This is a genomic window from Bradyrhizobium sp. Mp27 (assembly GCF_029953005.1).
Lineage (GTDB): Bacteria > Pseudomonadota > Alphaproteobacteria > Rhizobiales > Xanthobacteraceae > Bradyrhizobium > Bradyrhizobium barranii.
This window is the reverse complement of sequence record NZ_JASAUS010000009.1, coordinates 67,419-89,123: the sequence shown is the minus strand read 5'-3', so window position 1 is coordinate 89,123 and position 21,705 is coordinate 67,419. Positions and strand designations below refer to the sequence as shown.

The 21,705-nt window shown below is 64.0% G+C and carries 20 protein-coding genes; 8 read left to right on the top strand and 12 right to left on the bottom strand.

Annotation, left to right across the window (positions count from 1 at the left end):
* Positions 1-38: 38 nt before the first annotated feature.
* Positions 39-3,185 carry a multidrug efflux RND transporter permease subunit gene (locus QJT78_RS08670; protein WP_038941965.1) on the bottom strand — a complete coding sequence of 1,049 codons (3,147 nt, stop codon included), beginning with the start codon at positions 3,183-3,185 and terminating at the stop codon, positions 39-41.
* Positions 3,182-4,354 (bottom strand): efflux RND transporter periplasmic adaptor subunit, encoded by a 1,173-nt coding sequence (locus tag QJT78_RS08665; RefSeq protein WP_028146581.1) that lies wholly within the window; start codon positions 4,352-4,354, stop codon positions 3,182-3,184. Before QJT78_RS08665 ends, QJT78_RS08670 begins: the two co-directional genes overlap by 4 nt.
* Before the next feature lie 397 nt (positions 4,355-4,751).
* On the opposite strand from QJT78_RS08665, the gene QJT78_RS08660 reads away from it, so the two are divergent.
* The 6 genes from QJT78_RS08660 (at position 4,752) to QJT78_RS08635 (ending at position 10,861) form a co-directional block, all read left to right on the top strand.
* The gene (locus QJT78_RS08660; RefSeq protein ID WP_028146580.1) at positions 4,752-4,991 is read left to right on the top strand and encodes a hypothetical protein; all 240 of its coding nucleotides are present in this window, start codon (positions 4,752-4,754) and stop codon (positions 4,989-4,991) included.
* Positions 4,992-5,412: 421 nt separating this feature from the next.
* Positions 5,413-7,962, top strand: coding sequence for a TonB-dependent receptor (locus QJT78_RS08655; RefSeq protein WP_028146579.1), 2,550 nt, complete (start codon positions 5,413-5,415; stop codon positions 7,960-7,962).
* A gap of 20 nt (positions 7,963-7,982) precedes the next feature.
* Positions 7,983-8,672, top strand: coding sequence for a Fe2+-dependent dioxygenase (locus QJT78_RS08650; protein ID WP_028146578.1), 690 nt, complete (start codon positions 7,983-7,985; stop codon positions 8,670-8,672).
* Positions 8,669-9,577, top strand: a complete 909-nt coding sequence (exbB, locus tag QJT78_RS08645; RefSeq protein WP_028146577.1) for a tonB-system energizer ExbB — start codon at positions 8,669-8,671, stop codon at positions 9,575-9,577. Before QJT78_RS08650 ends, exbB begins: the two co-directional genes overlap by 4 nt.
* A gap of 3 nt (positions 9,578-9,580) precedes the next feature.
* Positions 9,581-10,036: a TonB system transport protein ExbD gene (gene exbD, locus QJT78_RS08640; protein ID WP_014495997.1), complete on the top strand. Its 456-nt coding sequence runs from the start codon at positions 9,581-9,583 to the stop codon at positions 10,034-10,036.
* A gap of 9 nt (positions 10,037-10,045) precedes the next feature.
* The gene (locus QJT78_RS08635) at positions 10,046-10,861 is read left to right on the top strand and encodes an energy transducer TonB (protein WP_028146576.1); all 816 of its coding nucleotides are present in this window, start codon (positions 10,046-10,048) and stop codon (positions 10,859-10,861) included.
* On the opposite strand, the gene QJT78_RS08630 is transcribed toward QJT78_RS08635, so the two are convergent.
* The 3 genes from QJT78_RS08630 to QJT78_RS08620 form a co-directional block, all read right to left on the bottom strand.
* A complete protein-coding gene (locus tag QJT78_RS08630) occupies positions 10,849-11,268 on the bottom strand; it encodes a hypothetical protein (RefSeq protein WP_028146575.1) in 420 nt (139 codons plus the stop codon). The two genes, QJT78_RS08635 and QJT78_RS08630, sit on opposite strands and share 13 nt — an antisense overlap.
* Before the next feature lie 62 nt (positions 11,269-11,330).
* A complete protein-coding gene (locus QJT78_RS08625) occupies positions 11,331-12,011 on the bottom strand; it encodes a site-2 protease family protein (protein ID WP_028146574.1) in 681 nt (226 codons plus the stop codon).
* A 71-nt stretch (positions 12,012-12,082) separates the two neighbouring features.
* Positions 12,083-12,955, bottom strand: coding sequence for a LysR family transcriptional regulator (locus QJT78_RS08620; RefSeq protein WP_038941964.1), 873 nt, complete (start codon positions 12,953-12,955; stop codon positions 12,083-12,085).
* 90 nt (positions 12,956-13,045) lie between these two features.
* Between QJT78_RS08620 and QJT78_RS08615 the strand changes: the two genes are divergently transcribed.
* Positions 13,046-13,957: a DMT family transporter gene (locus tag QJT78_RS08615; protein WP_049807400.1), complete on the top strand. Its 912-nt coding sequence runs from the start codon at positions 13,046-13,048 to the stop codon at positions 13,955-13,957.
* Positions 13,958-13,959: 2 nt separating this feature from the next.
* On the opposite strand, the gene QJT78_RS08610 is transcribed toward QJT78_RS08615, so the two are convergent.
* The 7 genes from QJT78_RS08610 to QJT78_RS08580 form a co-directional block, all read right to left on the bottom strand.
* Positions 13,960-14,352 (bottom strand): GFA family protein, encoded by a 393-nt coding sequence (locus tag QJT78_RS08610; RefSeq protein ID WP_014495990.1) that lies wholly within the window; start codon positions 14,350-14,352, stop codon positions 13,960-13,962.
* Positions 14,353-14,355: 3 nt separating this feature from the next.
* A complete protein-coding gene (locus tag QJT78_RS08605; RefSeq protein ID WP_253579124.1) occupies positions 14,356-14,805 on the bottom strand; it encodes a serine hydrolase in 450 nt (149 codons plus the stop codon).
* The gene (locus QJT78_RS08600) at positions 14,802-15,488 is read right to left on the bottom strand and encodes a serine hydrolase domain-containing protein (RefSeq protein ID WP_253579122.1); all 687 of its coding nucleotides are present in this window, start codon (positions 15,486-15,488) and stop codon (positions 14,802-14,804) included. The genes QJT78_RS08605 and QJT78_RS08600 overlap by 4 nt, the downstream gene beginning before the upstream one ends.
* A 69-nt stretch (positions 15,489-15,557) precedes the next feature.
* The gene (locus QJT78_RS08595; RefSeq protein WP_014495989.1) at positions 15,558-16,304 is read right to left on the bottom strand and encodes an SDR family NAD(P)-dependent oxidoreductase; all 747 of its coding nucleotides are present in this window, start codon (positions 16,302-16,304) and stop codon (positions 15,558-15,560) included.
* A 120-nt stretch (positions 16,305-16,424) separates the two neighbouring features.
* Complete coding sequence (locus tag QJT78_RS08590; RefSeq protein ID WP_028146571.1) at positions 16,425-17,156, bottom strand: SDR family oxidoreductase; 732 nt, start codon at positions 17,154-17,156, stop codon at positions 16,425-16,427.
* A gap of 164 nt (positions 17,157-17,320) precedes the next feature.
* Complete coding sequence (locus tag QJT78_RS08585; RefSeq protein ID WP_028146570.1) at positions 17,321-19,150, bottom strand: IlvD/Edd family dehydratase; 1,830 nt, start codon at positions 19,148-19,150, stop codon at positions 17,321-17,323.
* 122 nt (positions 19,151-19,272) lie between these two features.
* Positions 19,273-20,373 (bottom strand): LacI family DNA-binding transcriptional regulator, encoded by a 1,101-nt coding sequence (locus QJT78_RS08580; protein ID WP_028146569.1) that lies wholly within the window; start codon positions 20,371-20,373, stop codon positions 19,273-19,275.
* A 201-nt stretch (positions 20,374-20,574) separates the two neighbouring features.
* Between QJT78_RS08580 and ugpC the strand changes: the two genes are divergently transcribed.
* Positions 20,575-21,636, top strand: coding sequence for a sn-glycerol-3-phosphate ABC transporter ATP-binding protein UgpC (ugpC, locus tag QJT78_RS08575; protein ID WP_028146568.1), 1,062 nt, complete (start codon positions 20,575-20,577; stop codon positions 21,634-21,636).
* Positions 21,637-21,705 lie beyond the last annotated feature (69 nt).

The window sequence follows — 21,705 nt, the reverse complement described above, 5'->3', positions numbered from 1 at the left end:
GGGCCTCGCTGTAGCGTCGCGGAAGCCGCGGTGCAAGCTTACTCGGCGGCCTGCTTGACGGTGCTGTGCTCGGGCGTCTCGTGACCTTCGCCGTCACCCGAACGGCCCCAGCCCGAGAACCAGTTGTTGAGCTCGTCGAGATAGAGATAGACCACCGGGGTGGTGAACAGCGTCAGCGCCTGGCTGACGATCAGGCCGCCGACCATGGCGTAGCCGAGCGGCTGGCGGATCTCGGCGCCGGTACCGTGGCCGAGCATCAGCGGCACGCCGCCGAGCAGGGCGGCCATCGTCGTCATCATGATCGGCCGGAAGCGCAGCAGCGCGGCCTGGCGGATCGATTCCTCCGGCGTCTTGTGCTCGTCGCGCTCGGCCGCGATGGCGAAGTCGACCATCATGATGCCGTTCTTCTTCACGATGCCGATCAGGAGAATGATTCCGATCAATGCAATGAGGCTGAAGTCGAAGCCGGCCGCCATCAGGATCAGGAGCGCGCCGACGCCGGCCGAGGGCAGGGTCGACAGAATCGTGATCGGGTGGATGTAGCTCTCGTAGAGAATGCCGAGGATCAGATAGACCACGACGAGGGCTGCGAGGATCAGCAGCGGCACGGTGCCGAGCGACTGCTGGAACGCCTGCGCGGTGCCCTGGAAGCTCGAATTCAGGGTCGGTGGTGCGCCGAGATCGGCCATCGCCTTCTGCACGGCCTCGGTGGCCTGGCCGAGCGCGACGCCCTGGGCGAGGTTGAAGCTGATCGTGATCGCCGGGAACTGGCCCTGGTGGCTGATCGAGAGCGGGCGGACCGGATCGGTGGTCCAGGTCGCAAAGGTCGACAACGGCACCTGGTCGCCGGTCAGCGGCGATTTCAGATAGAGCTTGTTCAGGCTGTCGAGACTGCCCTGCATCTCCGGCAGGATCTCGAGGATCACCTTGTAGGTGTTGAGCTGGGTGAAATACTGCGTGACCTGCCGCTGTCCGAAGGCGTCGTACAACGTGTCGTCGATCAGCTGCGGCTGGATGCCGTAGCGCGATGCGGTGTCGCGGTTGATCTTGAGCTGGACCGTGGTGCCCTGCGTCTGCTGGTCGGTCGCGACGTCGCGCAGCTGCGGCAGCGTCTGCATCTTGGCGAGGATTTTCGGCGCCCAGTCATTGAGCTCGGTGAGATCGGCATCCTGTAGCGTGAACTCGAACTGCGTGCGCGTCGGCCGGCCGCCGAGCCGGACGTCCTGGGCCGCCTGCATGTAGAGGCGGGCGCCGGACACCTTCTCGAGCTTCGGACGCAGCCGGGCAATGATCTCCTGCGCCGACGCGTTGCGCTCGTTACGCGGCTTCAGCGTGATGAACAAATTGCCGTTGTTGCCCGCGCGGCCGCTGCCGCCGATGTTCATCGCGATCGTGGCGACGTCGGGATCGTCCATCACGATCTTGCCGAGCTCGACCTGGCGCCGCTGCATCTCGGCGAAGGAGATGTCCTGGGACGCTTCCGAGGTCGCGGTGATCAGGCCGACGTCCTGCTGCGGGAAGAAGCCCTTCGGGATCAGGATGAACAAATAGATCGACAGGCCGAGCGTGGCGAAGAAGATCATGAGCGTGGTGCGCCGCCAGGCTAGGGCATGATCGAGAACGTACTCGTAGCCGCGCAGCATGCCGTCGAAGGCGCGTTCGCTCCACTGGTAGAACTTGCCGTGGGTCACCTCGCCATGAGCGCGCAGGAAGCGCGAGGCCATCATCGGCGTCAGCGTCAGCGACACGAACATCGAGACGAAGATGGTCATGGCCAGCACGACGGCGAACTCGCGGAACAGGCGTCCGATGATGCCGCCCATCAGCAGCAGCGGGATCAGGACCGCGACCAGCGAGATGCTGATCGAGACGATGGTGAAGCCGATTTCCTTGGAGCCCTTGAAGGCGGCCGCCATCGGCGATTCGCCTTCCTCGATGTAGCGCGTGATGTTCTCGAGCATCACGATGGCGTCGTCGACGACGAATCCAACCGCGATGGTGAGCGCCATCAGCGACAGATTATCCAGCGAATAGCCAACGACCCACATCAGGGCGCACGCGCCCAATAGCGCCAGCGGAACCGTGATGGTGGGGATGACCGTCGCCCAGAAGCTGCGCAGGAAGACGAAGATGACCATGACCACGAGGGCGATGGTCAGGAGCAGCGTGAACTGGACGTCCTCGACCGCGGCGCGGATCGTCGTGGTACGGTCGCTGATGAGCTCGATCTTGATCGCGGGCGGGATCGCCGCGACGAGGCGAGGCAGGGTCGCCTTGATCCGGTCGACGGTCTCGATGACGTTGGCGCCCGGCTGCTTGAACACCACCAGGAACACGCCGCGCTTGCCGTTGGCCCAGGCCGCCTGTTTGGCGTCCTCGGGCCCGCTGACCGCCTGGCCGATGTCGCGGATTCGCAACGGGCCGCCGTTGCGATAGGCGATGATGACGTCGTTCCAGTCCTTCGACTGGGTGAGCTGGTCGTTGGCGTAAATCGTGTAGGCGCGCTTCGGCCCGTCGATATTGCCCTTGGGGCTGTCGACCGTGGTGATCGCGATCTGGCTGCGCACGTCCTCCAGCGACAGGCCCTTGGCGACGAGTTTCGCCGGGTCGATCTGAATGCGGATGGAGGGCTTCTGCTGGCCGCCGATGAAGACCTGCGCGACGCCCGAGAGCTGGCTGATCTGCTGGGCAAGCTGGGCGTCGACGGCATCGCTGACGGTGGTCAGCGGCAGTGTATCCGATGTCGCCGAGAGCAGCAGGATCGGCGCGTCGGCCGGGTTGACCTTGCGGTAGGTCGGCGGCGAGGGCAGGTTCTTCGGCAGCTGGCCGCTTGCAGCGTTGATGGCGCCCTGCACGTCGTTGGCGGCGCCGTCGATGCTGCGGTTGAGGTCGAACTGGATGGTGATCGAGGCGGTGCCGAGATAACTCGTCGAGGTCATCTGGGCGATGCCGGGGATCTGGGCGAATTGGCGCTCGAGCGGCTGGGCCACCGACGAGGCCATCGTCTCGGGGCTGCCGCCCGGCAAATTGGCCGTGATCTGGATGGTCGGGAAGTCCACCTGCGGCAGCGGCGCGACCGGCAGCAGGGGATAGGCGACAAGACCGACGAAGAGAATTCCGGCCATCAGGAGCGAGGTGCCGATGGGATAACGGATGAAAGGTGCCGAAATCCCGCCCTCGGTCATTCCTGTCGTACCTTGTTCTGGCTCGGATCCGAGCTTGCTACGGCCGTCGAGACCAGGCTTCCGGGCTGGACCTTGAACTGGCCGCCGGTGATCACCTGTTGACCCGGGCTCAAGCCTTCGTCGACGACCGAACGGCCGTCGATGGCGTAGCTGACCTTGATCTTGTGCACTTCCGCCTTGTTGTCCTGATTGACGGTATAGGCGTAGAGGCCGTTGGTCGAATGCTGAACCGCGTCATCCGGAACCACGGTCGCGTCCTTCAGGGTGCGTACCAGAAGGCGCGTCGAGACCGACTGCCCCGGCCACAGCGTGTGCTCCTTGTTGTCGAACACCGCCTTGAGCCGAATAGTCCCGCTGGTCGTGTCGACCTGGTTGTTGATGACCGCGAGCTTGCCCTCGGCCAGCGTTTTCTTGCCGTCGGTGGTGAACGCGATCACCTTGAGCGCACCGGCCTTCTGGCCTTCGCTGATATAGGGCAGCTGATCTTCCGGCGCGGTGAAGATCACCGAGATCGGCTCGACCTGCGAGATCGTCACGATTCCCGTCTGCGTGGAGGCGTTGACGATGTTGCCGACGTCGACCAGGCGCAGCCCGGCCACGCCGGTGAACGGCGCCTTGATCTGGGTGTAGTCGAGCTGGGTCTGGGCGTTGGAGATGGCGGCTTCGTCGGCGGCGATCTGGGCGGTCAGCTGCGCGACGGTGGAACGCTGGGTGTCGACCCGCTGCGCCGTCGCGAACTCGCCAAGCTTCATGGCGCGCTGGAGCTCGAGGTTGGCGTTGGCGAGATTCGCCTCGTCCTGCGCCTTCTTGGCCTTGGCCTGGTCGAGCGTGGCTTGATACGGCCGGGGATCGATCGAGACCAGAAGGTCGTCCTGCTTGACCATCTGGCCTTCGCTGAAGGCGATCTTGTCGATCTGGCCGTCAACCCGGCTCCGGACCTGTACCGTATTGAAGCCCTGAACCGTGCCGAGACCGGTCAGATAAACCGGGAAGTCGGCCTTCTGGACCGGCGAAACGCTGACGGGGATGGCGGGCGGGCGCGGCGGACCCTTCTGAGCCATCTGGGTTTTTCCGGCCTCGGGCGAGCCGAATTTATGCCAGCCATAGTAACCCGCGGAGGCCACGGCCGCGATGATCAGTATCCAGAGGATCGGCCGTGTTTTTTTCATGTCGGCTCGTTGGCTTTTACGCCCAAAACTACGAATTGTGGAGCAATCATAGGGTTCCAGCGCGCTTGTATAATACACGCCAAGTTCCAGTGTAAACAGCACTATCGGTTCGGAATCCTAAACAATTGGAAAGCTTTGCACTGTCTAGGCAGCTCCGTGACACTACGGTGTGCAGTGCTGCATTTTCCCGGCGCGAACGATCCGCGCGCAAATCTTGGGCAATGCCCGGAGCCGGTGTAGGCGGCTTGGAGAGCCGCCCGCAAGGGCGCCCCGGCTGCGCTGCGAAGTCCGCCGGGATCAACCCCCGTGAGAACGGTTCTAATTCGCCTGCACGGCGTTTCGGTTGTCAGGAAATTCGGCATCGGTCATATCGGCCCCGCCACAACGGGAGCGCAGGATGGACGAACTGAACGGCAAGCTGATCGCGTGCCAGATTCTGATCACGGGACTGATCGCGCGCGTCGCCAACGAGCAGCGCGATCCCTTGCGCTTCCTGACCGACTTTCGCGACGAGATCAAAGCCGTCGTCAACGGCGTCAACATCGCCGGCATGGACAACTCCGATCGCGTGCGCGCCGTCGCGCAGAAAACCGTCGACGAATTGTTCTCGCTGATGAAGCCGCCGAGCAGCGATTGAGAGCGGCGCCGCTGCTCGCGCCTGCGCAGCTCTCGCATGCGCCATGTTTCCAGATTGAAATCTGCACCGAGTCCGATCTGGATGAATTCAAATGTGCAGGCAGATCAATCGCATTGACCTGCTTTTCTCCGACCGATAGCACCGCCCCATCGTTCGCGTTTCTGCATCGACGAAGCGCATCAGCTCGAAGGTTGATGCGGCACGACGAGATCGCAGCGATCAAATATCCAGATTAGAATGGTTCAAGTTTAGAACCGTTTAAAACTGCGGCGCACTCAACCGAGTTTAGAATTGCTTTGAAATGGTCGGATTCAAACGGAGTGTGGCCGAGATCGCGTTGACCCCCAGTATCCCGCTCGATAGCAACATCGCGTCGCATTGTCACAATGCGACCAATTGTCGTCAAGAATTGGGGCGTGAAATGGGGAATGTCAGGTCACCGCGGTCGTTGCGTTCGGCTGCGTTGAAGAAGCCAATCGGCAGCAACTTCGAGGTCGCAACAGGCAAGACCGTGTCGGCGGTCGCCAGTCTGATCGCGGTCGCGACGGTCTCGACCGGCGCACAAGCGCAGCAGACCAATCTGCCCCCCGTGAACGTCGATGCGCCTCAGCAGCGTCCGCGTCCGACCGCTTCGAAGCCCACCGCCGATCAGATTCGTGCGCGCAACGCCCTGCGGCGCGCGGCGCAGCGGCAGCAGGCCGCACAAGCGCCTGTCGCCAATCCGAGCCCTGGTCCTGCCGATCGCGATCCGTACGCAAATCCCGCCGCGCCTTACATGGCCACCCGAGTGCAAGCGTCAAGTAAATTCCCTGAGCCAATCCTCAACACGCCAAAATCGATCACCGTGCTTACAAGGGAAGTGCTCGAGGACAAGAACGCCACGACGCTGAAGCAGGCGATCCTGAGCACGGCCGGCGTGACGCTCGGAACGGGCGAGGGCGGCAACGCCTTCGGCGACCGCTTCTTCATCCGCGGCTTCGACGCCCGCAACGACATCTTCATCGATGGCGTGCGCGATCCCGGCGTCAGTGTCCGCGAGAACTTCTTCACCGAGCAGGTCGAGATCTTGCGCGGTCCCGGCTCGACCTTCGCCGGCCGCGGTGTCGCCGGTGGTGCGATCAACATCGTCACCAAGCAGGCGACGACGCAGAACAGTTTCTACAACATGGACACGACGTTTGGCACCGACCAGACCAAGCGTGTGGTGCTCGACGTCAACCAGGTGATCAACCCGACGCTGGCCGTTCGTGCAGGCGGTCTGTTCCAGGACGCCGATGTCGCCGGTCGCGATTTCGTCAAGGATAATCGCAACGGCGCGTTCGTCGCCACGACCTGGAAGCCGACCGACACGATCAAGGTGACCGGGGGTTACATCCACACCGAGTTGACCGGCGTGCCGGACTTCGGCGTGCCCTACTACCGGCCGAGCACGGCGACGACTGCCGGTGGGCCGTTCCCGGACTTCGGCTCCAACCGCAACAACTGGTATGGCCAGATCAACCGCGACTTCTACCGGACCGGCCAGGACATCGGCACGTTGAACGCGGAAGTGCAGATCACGCCCGACCTGATGGTCAGCAACAAGTTCCGCGCATCTCGCTCGACCCAGAACTATGTCGGAACGCTGCCTGAGCAGCCGGTGATCGCCAACCCGCTTTCGAATTCGACGCTAACGATGAATCCGCAGAGCCGTCTCCAGATCACTGACGTGCTCGCCAACCAGACGGAAGCGACCTACAAGTTCCAGGACTGGGCCGGCTTCAAGCACACCGCGCTGGCCGGGATCGAAGTCGATCGCGAGCGGTCGTCGATCGACAAGTATCTCGGGCTCACATCGGAAGGGAACGGAATTCCCACAACCCCGTCGGGCTCGCCGACAGGCGTCAGCGTCTTCTTCCCTCAGGACACGTTCTTGCCCGGGAAGGCGCTCGCGCTGGCCGGTCTGCCGACCAAGATCGGCATCGACACTGTCAGCGGCTACGTCATGGACAGTGCGAACTATCGTGACTTGCTGATCCTCAATGGCGGCTTCCGCTACGACAACTACAACCTCGATACGTCTGCATACGGGGCGGGCAACGCTCTCAAGCAGCAATCGGCAAACTTCCTGATTCCGAACTTCAATCTCGGCCTGACCTTGAAGCCTGCGCCGAACGGCAGCGTCTATGTTGCCTATGCGACCTCAGCGAACCCGGTGGGCGCCGAGTTCGACGGCACCAGCACGGCATATGGCGGCGTCAATCCCGCTCTGGCCGGCGGCAATAATCAGATATTCGGGCCGGAGAAGAACACGGCCATCGAACTCGGTACCAAGTGGGAGCTGTTCGACCGCCATCTCCTTTTGACTGCCGCGCTGTTCCAGACCACCAAGGACAATGCGCGCGAGGCACAGAACGTCAATAGTGTGGCCACGGCGTCCGCGTTGGGATGCGTCTATCCCGCCGGCACGACCGGCAACATATCGTGTATCACCGCAGGTTCCGCTTATCGTATTCGCGGCATCGATCTCGGCGTGGCCGGCAAGATCACGGACAAATGGAGCGTGTTCGGAGGTCTCGTCCTGATGCAGTCGGAGGTTACGGCGTCCAACGTGAAGCCCGCGAACATGCCGGCGCCGCTTCTCTACACCACCAATGTCGGGCTTCCTCTGGCCAACGTTGCCCATCAGTCGTTCAGCATGCTGTCGAAGTACCAGTTCAACGATATCTGGGAACTGGGCGGGCAGGCGGTCTACCGCTCGAAGATCTACGGTGGCTCGTTGCTTGCGGCCAACGCAGGCACGTCGCTTCCGAGCTACTGGCGCTTCGATGTGTTCGCGGAAGCCAAGATCAACAAGAACTGGCAGTTGAAGCTGTTCGTGAACAACATCTTCGACAAACGCTACTATGACGCGCTGTACCAGAGCGCCGCGCCCTTCGTGCTGGAAGCACCGGGACGCGCCGCCTATCTGGTGATCTCGGCGCGCTACTGATGGAGTAACGACGAGGTGCCATGCTGACATGCATAGACGGCGTCCTGAGCAAGGATGATGTGGCGGAATTCCGCCGCATCATGGACGCCAGCGAATGGGAAGACGGCCGTTCCACCGCGGGCGCGCAGTCAGCAATGGTCAAGCGCAATGAGCAGTTGCCGCCTGACAGCGAGGTCGCGCGCAAGCTCGGCAACCGCATCATCTCGGCGTTGACGTCGAACCCGCGTTTCCTGGCAGCGGCGATCCCACTGCAGATCTTCCCGCCGCTGTTCAACCGCTATGCGGCGAACAGCGGCCATCATTTCGGGCTGCATGTCGACAATGCGATCCGCGGCGACCGCCTGACCGGCCTTCGCATCCGCACAGACCTGTCTGTCACGCTGTTCCTGGCCGAGCCGGAAGAGTATGACGGTGGCGAACTTGTGATCGAGGACACCTACGGTTCGCACGAAGTGAAGTTGCAAGCCGGGGACTGCGTGCTCTATCCCTCGACCAGCCTCCATCTCGTCACGCCGGTGACGAGGGGGACGCGGGTTGCGTCTTTCTTCTGGCTTCAGAGCATGATACGGGACGATCAAGCCCGGAGCATGATCTTTGACCTCGACACCGCGATACAGGCGCTGGTGGAACGGCTCGGGCGTGACGATCCCGAAACGGTCAAATTGACGGGTATCTATCACAACCTCATTCGCTACTGGGCCGAAGTATGAAGATCATGTCCTTCCAAGCAAGCCTTGCCGCCGCCTTGATGCTGGCGGCCGCCTGGCTCGTATCCCCTGTTTCTGCCCAGACACAGACCCCGCCGGCGGCACCTGCACCAGCACAGGCGACGGCTCAGCCGGCCACCGCCAGCCCGGCTCCGGCTGCCGCTCCGGCGGTGGTGGCGCCCGTGGCGAAGCCCGACGCGGCCGCTATCGCGCCGGCCATGAAGGAGCTGTCGCCCTGGGTGATGTTCATGTCGGCGGACGTCATCGTGAAGGCGGTGATGATCGGGCTTGCCTTCGCATCGCTGATGACCTGGACCGTCCTGATCGCCAAGTCGATCGAGCTGTCGGTCGCGTCCGGCAAGCTTCGTTCGGCACTGAAGAAGATCTCGGAGGCGCGCTCGCTCGCGGAAGCGCAAATGGCGCTCGGCGCCAAGCAGGGCATTCTGCCGTCCTTCCTGGCGGCGGCGCTGCGTGAGGCGCGGATGTCGGCCGGCCTGTCCAGCGATGCCGGCATCAAGGAGCGCGCAGCCTCGAGCTTTTCCGAAATCGTGCGCGCGGAGGCGCGGCGCATCCGCGTCGGCATGGGCGTGCTCGCGACCATCGGCTCCACGTCGCCCTTCGTCGGCCTGTTCGGCACGGTCTGGGGCATCATGAACAGCTTCATCGGCATCTCGAAGTCGCAGACCACGAACCTCGCCGTCGTCGCGCCAGGCATCGCCGAGGCGCTGCTTGCGACCGCGATCGGCCTCGTCGCCGCCATTCCCGCCGTCATCATCTACAACCACTTCTCGCGCATGACGAAAAGCTATCTCGAGCTCGTCAGCCGTGCCTCGGGCGCGGCGGCGCGGCTGCTCTCGCGCGATCTCGACCGCAGCCACGGCAGCGCGCATTCGCGCGCGGCGGAGTGAACCATGGGCGTTTCGCTCGCAGACAATGATGACGACGACGATTTCGGCGAGACGCATGACATCAACGTCACGCCGTTCATCGACGTCATCCTGGTGCTGCTGATCATCTTCATGGTCGCAGCTCCGCTCTCCACGGTCGACCTGCCGATCGATCTGCCGACCTCGAGCGCGACCCCGCAGAAGAAGCCGGACAAGCCGACCTATCTCAGCATCAAGCCCGACCTGACGCTTGCGATCGGCGAAAACCCGGTCCACCGTGCCGAGCTGATCGGGACGCTCGACGGCCTGTCCGACATGAGCAAGGATAAGTATGTCTTCCTGCGCGCCGATCGTTCGGTGCCGTATGGCGAATTGATGAGCGTCATGGAGCTCTTGCGCTCAGGCGGCTATTCCCGGGTGAAGCTGGTCGCGCTGGAAGGCGCTCCCGGAGCGCCCGCGGCAGGCGCCGGTCAGCCTTAGAGGCGCACGATGTCGGACGAAGCCAGACCATCCCGGAAGCTCTGGATTTTGGCGGCGGTGGCGGCGCTCGCGCTCCATCTGGGCGGGGCCGCGCTCGCCCTGGCCCATCTGCGGACCGATGACGACGACGACGGCCTGGGCGCGTCCGGCGCGGAGTTCGCCGTCGAGATGGCCTCGCCCAAGGCGCCCGAGACCGACCTTCCGCCGGGACCGGACAGCGAAGCGATGCAGGAGCAGCAGGCGCTTCCCGAGCAAAAGGCCGAGACCAAGGAAACCGAGCTTCCAAAGGACCAGTCGCAACAGGTCGACGATCCCGATCGGGTCGTCACCGAAAACATCTCGAAGAAGCCGCAGGACGAGGATCCCAAGATCGCGGCGGTCGAGACACCCGCTGCCGAGGCTTCGCCGCAGTCGGTTGCAACGGCGCGGCAGACCCTCGACGAGGACGCGCGCGAGGCCGAGAAGGCCCTGGCGCCGGTGCTTGGCCTCGGCAAGGACATCCTCAGGATCACGACCGACTGGAATCGCAAGATCAGCGCGCACCTCACGGCCCACAAGGTCAACCCGGAGGGCAAGCAGCCCAATAATCAGAAGGTGAAGGTCAGCTTCGCGATCAACCGCAGGGGCAATGTGCTGTCCGTCGACGTCGTGGAGTCATCGGGGGATGCGGCCTACGATGCGGCTGCGCTCTCGATTGTCCGCAAGTCCGATCCCATCCCGCAGCCCCCGGCCGGACTGACCGAAGACCGGTTCGAGCGTACTGTCGACATCATCTTCACGCCGCCGGACGAGAAGAAAAAGAAGAAATCGGCTCAGCGCCAGTAGAGCCGGATCCCGACATAGACCACGACCAGGCAGACGAAGATCAGCGCCACCGGGAGCGGCCGTTTCTGGGCTCCGCTAAACGCCGCCGTAAAGGAGGCCGTCTTCGTCGGTTTCGGAGGCGGGCGGCGGAAAGCGGTAACATTGTCCGCCGCCGGCTCGGGCGGACGGGTGCGGACGTCGGGCGGAGTTCCCGCGCCGCCCATCTCGGCATAGTAGGCCTTGTAGATCGCGCCGATCGTGGCCTCTGTGGCCTCGCCCTCGCTCATCCGCGCCAGTAGATTCTTGTAGCTGACCAGGAACTCCTGCGCCTCTGCAGGCAGCGCGGAGGCCCCGTTGAGCTTGGCCATCATCTTCCAGGTGGCAAAATCGGCGCGGGCACGGGTGTCCGCGCGTCGCGCGATCAGCATATCGGCAGCTTTGACCAAGTCGGCCTCGAGCCCTTCGGCTTATGTTCGGGTGTTCTGTTGAACTACGCGTTGCCGGTCAGGAAGAGAACAGCCCGAATCACATAACCGGTCAACGTTCGCAGTATTCCTGAAATAACATCAAGATTTAGACCGAACTGCGAGCCCGCGAGCGGCAGCAGGATCAACAGGCCGATCAGGATCAGCATCCCGAACGGCTCGAGCCGGGCCAGCGGCAAAGCGAGCGGCCGGGGCAGGAGGCCGACCGCGACGCGCCCGCCGTCGAGCGGCGGGATCGGCATCATGTTGAACACCGCCAGCACCGCGTTGATGACCAGCGCGTTCTTGAGGTTGTCGAAGATCCACTGGGCCGAGCCGGCCGGTGCAAAGGGCACGGCATGGAGGGCAAGAGCCGCCGCGAGCGCCAGCAGGATGTTGGTGGCGGGCCCGGCAAGGGCCACCCAGACCATGTCGAGCCTGGGATGGTTGAGCTTGCGGAAATTGACGGGAACCGGCTTGGCATAGCCGAACAGGAACGGCGAGTGCGCGAATAGCAGCATCGCCGGCAGGATCAGGGTGCCGAACGGATCGATATGCTTGATAGGGTTGAAGCTGACGCGGCCGAGCTGCCAGGCCGTGTTGTCACCGAGACGGTACGCGACGAAAGCGTGCGCGGCCTCGTGGAAGGTGATGGCGAGCACCAGCGGCAGCACCCACACTGAAATGTCATAAAAGGAAACGTTCACGGCTCGTCCGTCCCGGTTTGTGCCTCGTGGCCTTGCAGCCAACCCGGCCAATCCGGTGGTGGGCCAACGCGTCAGGTTAGGATATGGGACGCCGGTTCCGAAATCCCAAGCTGTAAATGATCGGCCAGCAGCGCCGCCGGCCGCGACAGATTGCGCGCTCGGTGGAGGCGGATGTCCGCTCCCGGCAACGGCGGCAGGCTCTCGCGCTCTGACAGAATTTGCAGGCGAGGGGGCAGGGTACCGGCCTTCACGACCGTGATCGCGAGCCCCTGCGCCGCGATCGCCTCGACCGCGGCGAGTGTTCGGCTGACGAAAGCGAGGCGCCACGGCCGGCCCGCGGCATCGAGGGCCTCCGCGGCCCATTGCCGGAACAGGCAGCCCGTCGGGTACAGCGCGACGGGCAGCGTGTCCTGTGCTTCGGCTCGATACGTCCTGGCCGCAGCCCAGACCGCCTGCTCGCGCCGGAGCAGCTCGCCATCGCCGCGTCCTTCCGGATGCATGGCGATGACAAGGTCATAGGCCTCGCCGAGCCGGGCCGGCATCGTCGTGGTCAGGCCGGTCTCGATCTCGACCCGGATCTCCGGATGGTTTTGGGCAAAGCGTGCCAGCAAGGGCGGAATGACGATCGTGCCGTAATCGTCCATCACGCCGAGGCGGACCACGGCGTCGCGCTTGCGCGCGCGGAGCACATCGATCGCCTCTGCATTGAGGTCGAGAAGCCGTCTCGCATAAACGAGGAGTTCTTCGCCCGCCGCGGTCAGCGCGACACCGGCCCTGGTGCGCTGAAACAGCTTGGTGCCGATCCGCTCCTCCAGTCGCCGGATCTGGACGCTGACCGCCGACTGGGTCCGGTTGAGCAATTGGGCTGCGCGCGTGAACGAGCGATGCTCGGCGACGGAGAGAAATGCCTTCAGCAGATCGGGATCGAGAACAGGCGTGGTCATGACGAAAACTTATCCCAGCATGACGGAAACTCCATTCCCTGTTTCGGCGCGCCTCGTATGCTGCGTTTAGGGCTCGTCAAGGGAGGGCGTGTGAGCGAAATCTCCGGCGTTCTGGCCGCGGTGCTGTCGAGCGGCCTCGGCGGCACCTCGATCGGCGCCACGCGCTATCTGGTGGGCAGCCTCGATCCGCTCGCGATCGGCTCGTTCCGGTTCGGCATCGGCTTCCTGCTGCTGTCACCCCTGACGCTGCTCCGCGGTGACCGTTGGCCGGGGCGAGGGGACTGGGCCGCCGCGACCGGGCTCGGCATCCTGTTCTTCGCGCTGTTTCCGATCCTGTTCAACGCATCGCTGATCTTCACGACCGCCGCGCGCGGCGCGCTCGCTTTGTCGACACTTCCGCTGCTGTCGCTCGTGATCGGCGCCGCGCTCGGCGCTGAGGCCCTGAGCTGGCGCAAATCGATCGGTGTCGTGATCGCGACATTTGGCGTTGCCGTCGCGCTGCTCTCCGACCTGACCTCGGCACCATCCGGCGCCTGGCGCGGCGATCTGCTGATGATGGCGGCAGCGCTGTGCATGGCGCTGTACGGCATCTGGTCGAAACCGCTGATCCGGCGCTCCGGCCCGATCGCCTTCACGACCATGAGCATGGCGGCCGGCGCAGCCTGCCTCATCCTGCTCTCTTGTATCCGCGGCAGTTTTGCGCCGGTCGCCGGCTTCGGCGCGCCGCAATGGCTGGCGGCTTTCTATCTCGGCGCCTTCGGCGCAGCGGTGACCTTCTATCTCTGGGCCTTCGCGCTGGAGCGGACCACGCCGACGCGCGTCGCGATCTCGGTGACGGTCAACCCGATCACGGCCTCCCTGGTCGGCGCCTGGCTGCTGAACGAGCCGCTGCGCTGGAATCTGGCGGCCGGCATCGTCGCGGTGTTTGCCGGGATCTGGATCGCGACGACGACGGGACGGCGCGCTCAGGCGGCGAGAGTGCCTGCGTCAGGGCAAGCCTGACGTCACGCCGGGATGGTGCCCTGATATTGCGTCAGGCCGTCGTCGAGCTTCAGCCAGGCGACCTTCTCCGAGACCCAGATGTGCTCGGTCGGCGCGAAGGCGTTGCGATCGTCAAAGGTCGTGAGCGAAACGCCCGCCAGCGTGCCGTTGCGCCGCCAGGAGAACAGGCGTGTGCCGCAGCGCTTGCAGAACACGCGGTCGATGTTCTCGGACGAGGCATAGCGGCCGGTGTCGCCCTCGACGGTCAGCGCGCGCTGGTCGAATTGCGCGCGAGCAAAATAGGGCGAGCCCATCGCCTTCTGGCACAGGCGGCAATGGCAGATGCGGACGTTGAGCGGCTCACCCTCCGCCTTGAACCGCACCGCGCCGCACAGGCATCCACCTTCTCGGATCATGGCTCAGGCCACCCGCCATTCGCCGACCTGGCGCGCCATGCTCCAGTTGAGATTGTCGAGATCGCCATCCATGTTGGAATTCCCGCGTCTGGTGTTGGTGAAGGCGGCCCAGCAAAAGCCGCCATGGGTGCGCACGGCAATCGTGCTCGTGCCCGGCAGGCTGCCATTGTGCCACCAATTGTCTGACTTGTTGACACAGAAGCCCTTGGCGTAGTTCGGGCTGTAGCTGGGCGCGGTGGTCATGACCTCGATGGTGCGCGGCCGCAGGATGTTCGCCGGTCTCGTGTAGCCGTCGACATGCATCAGGAACTGCACGAGATCCGCCGGCGTCGCGATCCAGCCGCCATGGGAATCCATCCGCCTCACCTTCATCTCATACGGACTTTCGCCCTGACCGTAATAGGCGACTTCGCCGGCCTGACGCTGGTCGCGGGTATTACCGGCGATGGTCATGTCCGTGACGCGCAGCGCGTCAGCACCTCGGTGCGGACATGCTCGGCATAGGCCTGGCCGGTGAGCTTCTCGATCACGCGGCCCAGCACGCAATAGCCGAAATTGGAATAGGCGTAGTGCTGGCCCGGCGGCCGGTCCAGCGGCCGGTTGGCGAGCGTCCAGGCGATCAGCTCGGCATGATCCATCCGCGGATGCGTGAACATGGGATCGCGGTTGTCATTGCTCCAGCCGCCGGCAGTATGCGTCAACAGATGCTCGAGCGTGATCTGGTCGATGCCGGCAGAGTAGGGCGGTGACCCGTAATCGGTGCCGAGCAGTGCACCGGAGCCGAACACGCGATCCGTGAGCTTGAGGCGGTTCTCCTCGATCAGGCGGAAGATGGTGACCGAGGTGATCATCTTGCTGACGCTGGCGATCCGGAACAGATGCCGCGGCGTCACGGTCTCGTTCCGCTCGCGATCGGCAAGACCGAAGGCGTCCTCGTGGACAACAGTGCCGGCATAGCCGATCGCAAAGGACAGCGCCGGCACGTCGTATTTGTCCATGAAGCTGCGCGCGAGCCGCGCCATGGCGCCGCGCTCGGCCGGCGAGGGCGGGCGGATGCTCGGCGGGTTGGGCGCCAGTTGCGCGGGTGCAACGCGCGACAGCAGCGGCAGCGCACCTGCGCCCGCTGCGAGCTTCACGAAATCCCGACGCCCAATATTCCGACGTCCAAGCCGCATGGTCCGCCCCTTCCAGGGGCGGCCAAAGCTTCAGTAGGTCGCCCGTCCGCCGGAAATATCAAACACCGCGCCGGTGGAGAAGGCACAATCTTGGGACGCGAGCCAGCTCACCATCGCGGCGAGCTCTTCCACCAGCACGAAGCGCGCCTTCGGGATTTTCGACAGCATGAAGTCGATATGCTGCTGCGTCATCTGGTCGAAGATCGCGGTCTTCGCCGCGGCCGGCGTCACCGCATTCACGAGGATGTCATGTGCCGCCAATTCCTTGCCGAGCGATTTCGTCAGCGCGATCAGTCCGGCCTTGGAGGCCGAATAATGCGAGGCGTTGGGATTGCCTTCCTTGCCGGCGATCGAGGCGATGTTCACGATCCGCCCGTACTTCTGCTTGAGCATGGTCGGCACGATCGCCTTGCAGACGATGAAAGGGCCGTCGAGATTGATGCGCAGGACCTTGCGCCACTCCTCGAGATCGGTCTCCCAGACCGGCTTGTTGACGCCGGCGATGCCGGCATTGTTGACGAGGATGTCGATCTTGCCGAACGCGGCAAGCGTCGCATCGCGCGCCTGCTCGACGGCGGCGGGGTCGGTGACGTCGACCTTGAAGACTTTTGTCTCGCCGCCGACTTCATTCGCGGTCTTCTCGGCGAGAGCCGAGTCGAAATCCCAGATCGCGACCTTGGCGCCGGAGTCGATGAAACGCCGGGTGATGGCACGGCCAAAGCCCTGCGCGCCGCCGGTGACGACGGCAATGCGGCCGTTGAGATCGATCTTGTTCATCGAGAACTCCCTTATCTATCCCTCATGGTGAGGAGCGCGCACTTGCGCGCGCCTCGAACCATGAGCCCGTGGCCCATCCCTCGAGAGGGCGCGGTCGCGCCTCCTCGGGATGAGGAGCGATCAGAGCATGTAGCCGCCGTCGACGACAAGGTCGACGCCGGTGGTGAATGCGCTTTCGTCGCTGCCGAGATAGACCGCCATGGATGCGATTTCGTCGGCGGTGCCGAGCCGGCCCATCTTCTGGCGGGAGACGAACATCTCCTTGCCCTGCGGCCCCTGGGCGGCGGCGCGGTCGAGCATCGAGGGCGTCTCGACGGTGCCGGGGCAGATGCTGTTGCAGCGGATCCCCTTGGTGATGAAGTCGAGCGCGACCGCACGCGTCAGCAGCGACACCGCGGCCTTCGACGCGCTGTAGACGTAGCGGTTGGCCGGCGGCCGCAGCGCCGCGCAGGACGAGATGTTGACGATGCTGCCGCCGCCGCCCGCCAGCATCTCGGGCAGGAACGCCCTGATGGTCCGGTGCATCGACTTGACGTTGAGGTCGAACGAGAAGTCAAAATCCTCTTCCGAGCACTCCAGGATGGTGCCGTGATGCACGAAACCCGCCGCGTTGAGCAGGATGTCGACCCTGCCGACGCGCTTGGCGAAGGCGTTGACGTCGGCGGTGTTGCGGACGTCGAGCTTGGCGACCTCGGCGATGCCTTCTTTCGTCAGGCCCGCGATGCCGGCCTCGTTGATGTCGGTTGCGATGACGGTTGCGCCTTCACGCGCGAATGCGATGGCGCATGCGCGCCCGATGCCTGCCGCTGCAGCCGTGACGACGGCGCGCTTTCCCTTGAGGCGGTCTGCCATGTTGTTTTTCTCCTTGGCTTGAATTTGTCTATCGGCTCGTCATTGCGAGGAGCACGTGACAAAATTGCGCAGCAATTTTGCACTGTTGCGACGAAGCAATCCAGACTGTCTCCTTGGAGATATCTCTGGATTGCTTCGCTTCGCTCGCAATGACGACGTGGCTGTTAATGGTTGTCCCTGGCGACACCAAATGTGCCGGCGACGTTCTGGTAGCGTGTGGCGAGCTCCATGCATGCGCCGGTCGATTGCTGGCCCACCGTGTTGCGGTAGATCTCCTGCCACGGCGTCTGGTTCGCCGGATGCTTGAAGCCGCCATTGGCCATCAGCTCGGCGTGGCGCTTCTTCACCTCGTCGTCCGAAATGAGAATATTGGCGCTGCCCTTGTTGAGGTCGATGCGTACCTTGTCGCCGGTCTTGAGGATCGCGAGCCCGCCATTGGCGGCAGCTTCCGGCGAGGCGTTCAGGATCGACGGCGAGCCCGAGGTGCCGGACTGGCGGCCGTCGCCGATGCAGGGCAGGGCGAGAATGCCGCGTTTGATCAGTGCAGCCGGCGGCTGCATGTTCACGACCTCGGCGCCACCGGGGTAGCCGATCGGGCCGGTGCCGCGGACGAACAGCATGCAATTCTCGTCGATGTCGAGCGAGGCATCGTCGATCCGCTCGTGATAGTCCTCCGGGCCTTCGAACACGATGGCGCGTCCTTCGAAGGCGTTCAGATCCTTGGGGTTGCTGAGATAGCGGTCGCGGAATTCCTTGGAGATCACGCTGGTCTTCATGATCGCGGAATCGAACAGGTTGCCCTTCAGCACCAGGAAGCCGGCGTCCTTCACCAGCGGCTTGTCGTAGGCCCGGATCACGTCGTTGTCGGGCGCGGGCGCATTGGCGCAGTTCTCGCCGATGCCGCGGCCGTTCACCGTGACCGCGTCCTCGTGGATGCGCTTGTGCTTCATCAGCTCGCGCACCACGGCCGGCACGCCACCGGCGCGGTGGAATTCCTCGCCGAGATAGAAGCCGGCCGGCTGCATGTTGACCAGCAGCGGCACGTCGTGGCCGAATTTCTGCCAGTCGTCGATCGACAGCTCGACGCCGATGTGGCGCGCCAGCGCGTTGATGTGGATCGGCGCGTTGGTCGAGCCGCCGATCGCCGAGTTGATCACGATGCAGTTCTCGAACGCCTTGCGGGTCAGGATGTCCGACGGCTTGAGGTCTTCCCAGACCATCTCGACGGCGCGCTTTCCGGTCTCGTAGGCGATCTGGCCGCGCTCCCGATAGGGGGCGGGGATCGCCGCGCAGCCCGGCAGCGAGAAGCCGAGCGCTTCGGCAAGCCCGTTCATGGTCGAGGCGGTGCCCATGGTGTTGCAATGGCCGACCGACGGCGCCGAGGACGCCACGATCTCCATGAATTCTTCATAGTCGATCTCGCCGGCGGCGAGCCGTTCGCGCGACTTCCAGACGATGGTGCCGGAGCCGGTGCGCTCGCCGGCATGCCAGCCGTTCAGCATCGGGCCGCCCGACAGCACGATCGCGGGCAGGTTCACGGTCGCCGCAGCCATCATGCAGGCAGGCGTGGTCTTGTCGCAGCCGGTGGTCAGCACCACGCCGTCGAGCGGATAGCCGTAGAGGATCTCGACGAGGCCGAGATAGGCGAGGTTGCGGTCGAGCGCCGCGGTCGGGCGCTTGCCGGTCTCCTGGATCGGATGGGTCGGAAATTCCATCGCAATGCCGCCGGCCTCGCGGATGCCTTCGCGGACGCGGTGCGCCAGCTCGATATGGTGGCGGTTGCAGGGGGAAAGGTCGTTGCCGGTCTGGGCGATGCCGATGATCGGCTTGCCGGACTGAAGCTCGGCCCGGGTGAGGCCGTAATTCAGGTAGCGCTCCATATAGAGCGCGGTCATGCCCGGATTATGCGGATTGTTGAACCATTCCTGCGAGCGGAGGTGGCGGCGAGCGCCGTTGCTGGCGGGCGCATGCCCATTGGTTGGTTTTTTTGTCATTGGTTTCTCCTGCAATGCAAACGCACTGGCGTCGGGAGCTCAGCTTCGGCTGGTGCGATGCCCAACGGCGCGATCCATGGTTCAAAGGCCCGTTGGCGGGTCATTCCCTCACAAGCGCGATACTAGTCTTGGCCACTTGGTAACGCTATCATTTTGTTCGCCGCGCCCGCGCCTGATGCGGCAGGCCAGTCGTCCGAACGCCGCGACGACGAGCTTTGCCGCTCGATCACCTTGAAGCCGAGATCGAGCACCGGCTGCTCGGGGCGGCGTCCGTCGATCGCTTCGATCAGCATGGTGGCGGCCGTGTTGCCCATCTCGTAGCGGTTGGTGCGCACGCTGGTGAGGGTGGGTACCGCGGAGGCCATGAATTCGAGGTCGTTGAATCCGACGATCGCGATCTGCTCGGGGACCGCGATCTCCCGTCGCCGGCATTCGAACAGCACGCCGAGCGCGAGGTCGTCATTGGCGCAGAACACCGAGTCGATATCGGGCTCGCGCGCCAGCAGATCGGTGAACAGGGTGCCGCCGAGCGTCACCGAGGTCGGTGTCGCCGTCGTGACGACGAGGCGCTGCTCGAACAGCGCGGCGTCCTTCATGGCCGAGACATATCCGTCCAGCCGCCGCTGCACCCGCGGATCCATGCGCGCGCCGACGAAGCCGATCTTGCGATGGCCTTGCGCGAACAGGTGGGCGATCGCTGCGCGGGCCGCATCATAGTGCGAAAAGCCGATCATCATGTCGACCGGATTGGGTCCGATCTCCATGATCTGCACGATCGGGCAGTCGGCGGCCTCCAGCATCGCGCGCGATTCCGCGGTCTGGTCGATGCCGGTGACGATCAGTCCGGCCGGCTTCTGCGCGAGAAACAGGCGCAGCAGCTTCTCCTCCTGGAGAATACTGTAGCGTGTGTTGGACAACTGGATCGAGTACCGGCTGCCTTCGGAGGCGTCATAGATCCCGCGCAGCACGTCGGAAAACACGTTGTTGGTCAGTGACGGGATCAGGACGCCGATCACTTCGGTGCGCTGCGAGGCCAGCGCCCGCGCCGCCAGGTTCGGCACATAGCCGAGCTCGTTGGCCGCGCTCTCGACCCGCGTCCGCTTGGCGACCGACAGGGCCTCCGGATTGCGGAAGAACCGGGACGCCGTGATCGGGCTGACGCCGGCAAGCTCGGCAACTTCCGCCAGCCGGATTTTACCTGACTTGGTGCGTTTTCGACCCATTTGCTGCTCTTATCACAGTCGGTCCGGCAAACAAAGGAACGTTGACAGCGCTACCAGCAACGACTAACCAAAGACAAATTGCCAAAACCGCACAAACTGCCGACAATGTTGCTCGCTAAGATCGGGCTTCGTTCGGTGAAGTCTGAAAAACAAGACGGTCGCGGCGCGTGAGGCGTCGTGGACTTTCGAGGAGGGAGCTAGATGTCGTCTGTGCAAATCCGCGACGTGCGGAAATCGTTTGGCAATTTTGAAGTCCTGCACGGCGTTTCGATTCCGATCGAGGACGGCCAGTTCGTCGTCCTGGTTGGCCCCTCCGGCTGCGGCAAGTCGACGCTTCTGCGCATGCTTGCAGGCCTCGAGAACATCACCTCCGGCACGATCTCGATCGGCGACCGCGTCGTCAACAATATCCAGCCCAAGGAGCGGGATATTGCGATGGTGTTCCAGAACTACGCGCTCTATCCGCACATGACCGTCGGCGAGAACATGGGCTTCTCGCTGAAGCTGCGGAACGCGAGCTCCGACGAGATCAACAAGCGCGTCAAGCGCGCCGCCGAAATTCTCGCGCTGTCGCCGCTGCTCGAGCGCTATCCGCGCCAGCTCTCCGGCGGCCAGCGCCAGCGCGTCGCGATGGGCCGCGCCATCGTGCGCGATCCGCAGGTGTTCCTGTTCGACGAGCCCTTGTCGAACCTCGACGCCAAGCTGCGCGTCGCCATGCGCACCGAGATCAAGGAGCTGCACCAGCGGCTGAAGACGACGACCGTCTACGTCACCCACGACCAGATCGAGGCCATGACCATGGCCGACAAGATCGTCGTCATGCATGACGGCATCGTCGAGCAGATGGGCACCCCGCTCGAGCTCTACGACAAGCCCGACAACCAGTTCGTCGCGGGCTTCATCGGCTCGCCGGCCATGAACTTCCTGAAGGGCCATGTGCGCGTCAACGGCGTTGCGACCTTCGAGGGGCCGAACGGCGTCAAGCTGCCGCTCAAGAGCGCGCCGGCGGCGTCCGACGGTCGCCCTGTCGTCTATGGCGTGCGACCCGAGCATTTCACCATCGCGGACGACGGCGCCGATGCCGAGATCATCGTGGTCGAGCCGACCGGCTCGGAGACGCAGGTGTTCGCGAAGGTGGGTGGCGAGCAGGTCGTCGCGGTCTTCCGCGAGCGTCACCAGTTCAATCCGGGCGACAAGGTCAGGCTGAAGCCTGACCCGTCACTGGTTCATCTGTTCGACGAGGCGACGGGCAAACGCATGTAGCCGCGCCGAAGGATTGCCCAACGACTGTTCAAGAACGACCCAATACAAATATAAAATTCAGGGAGAGAA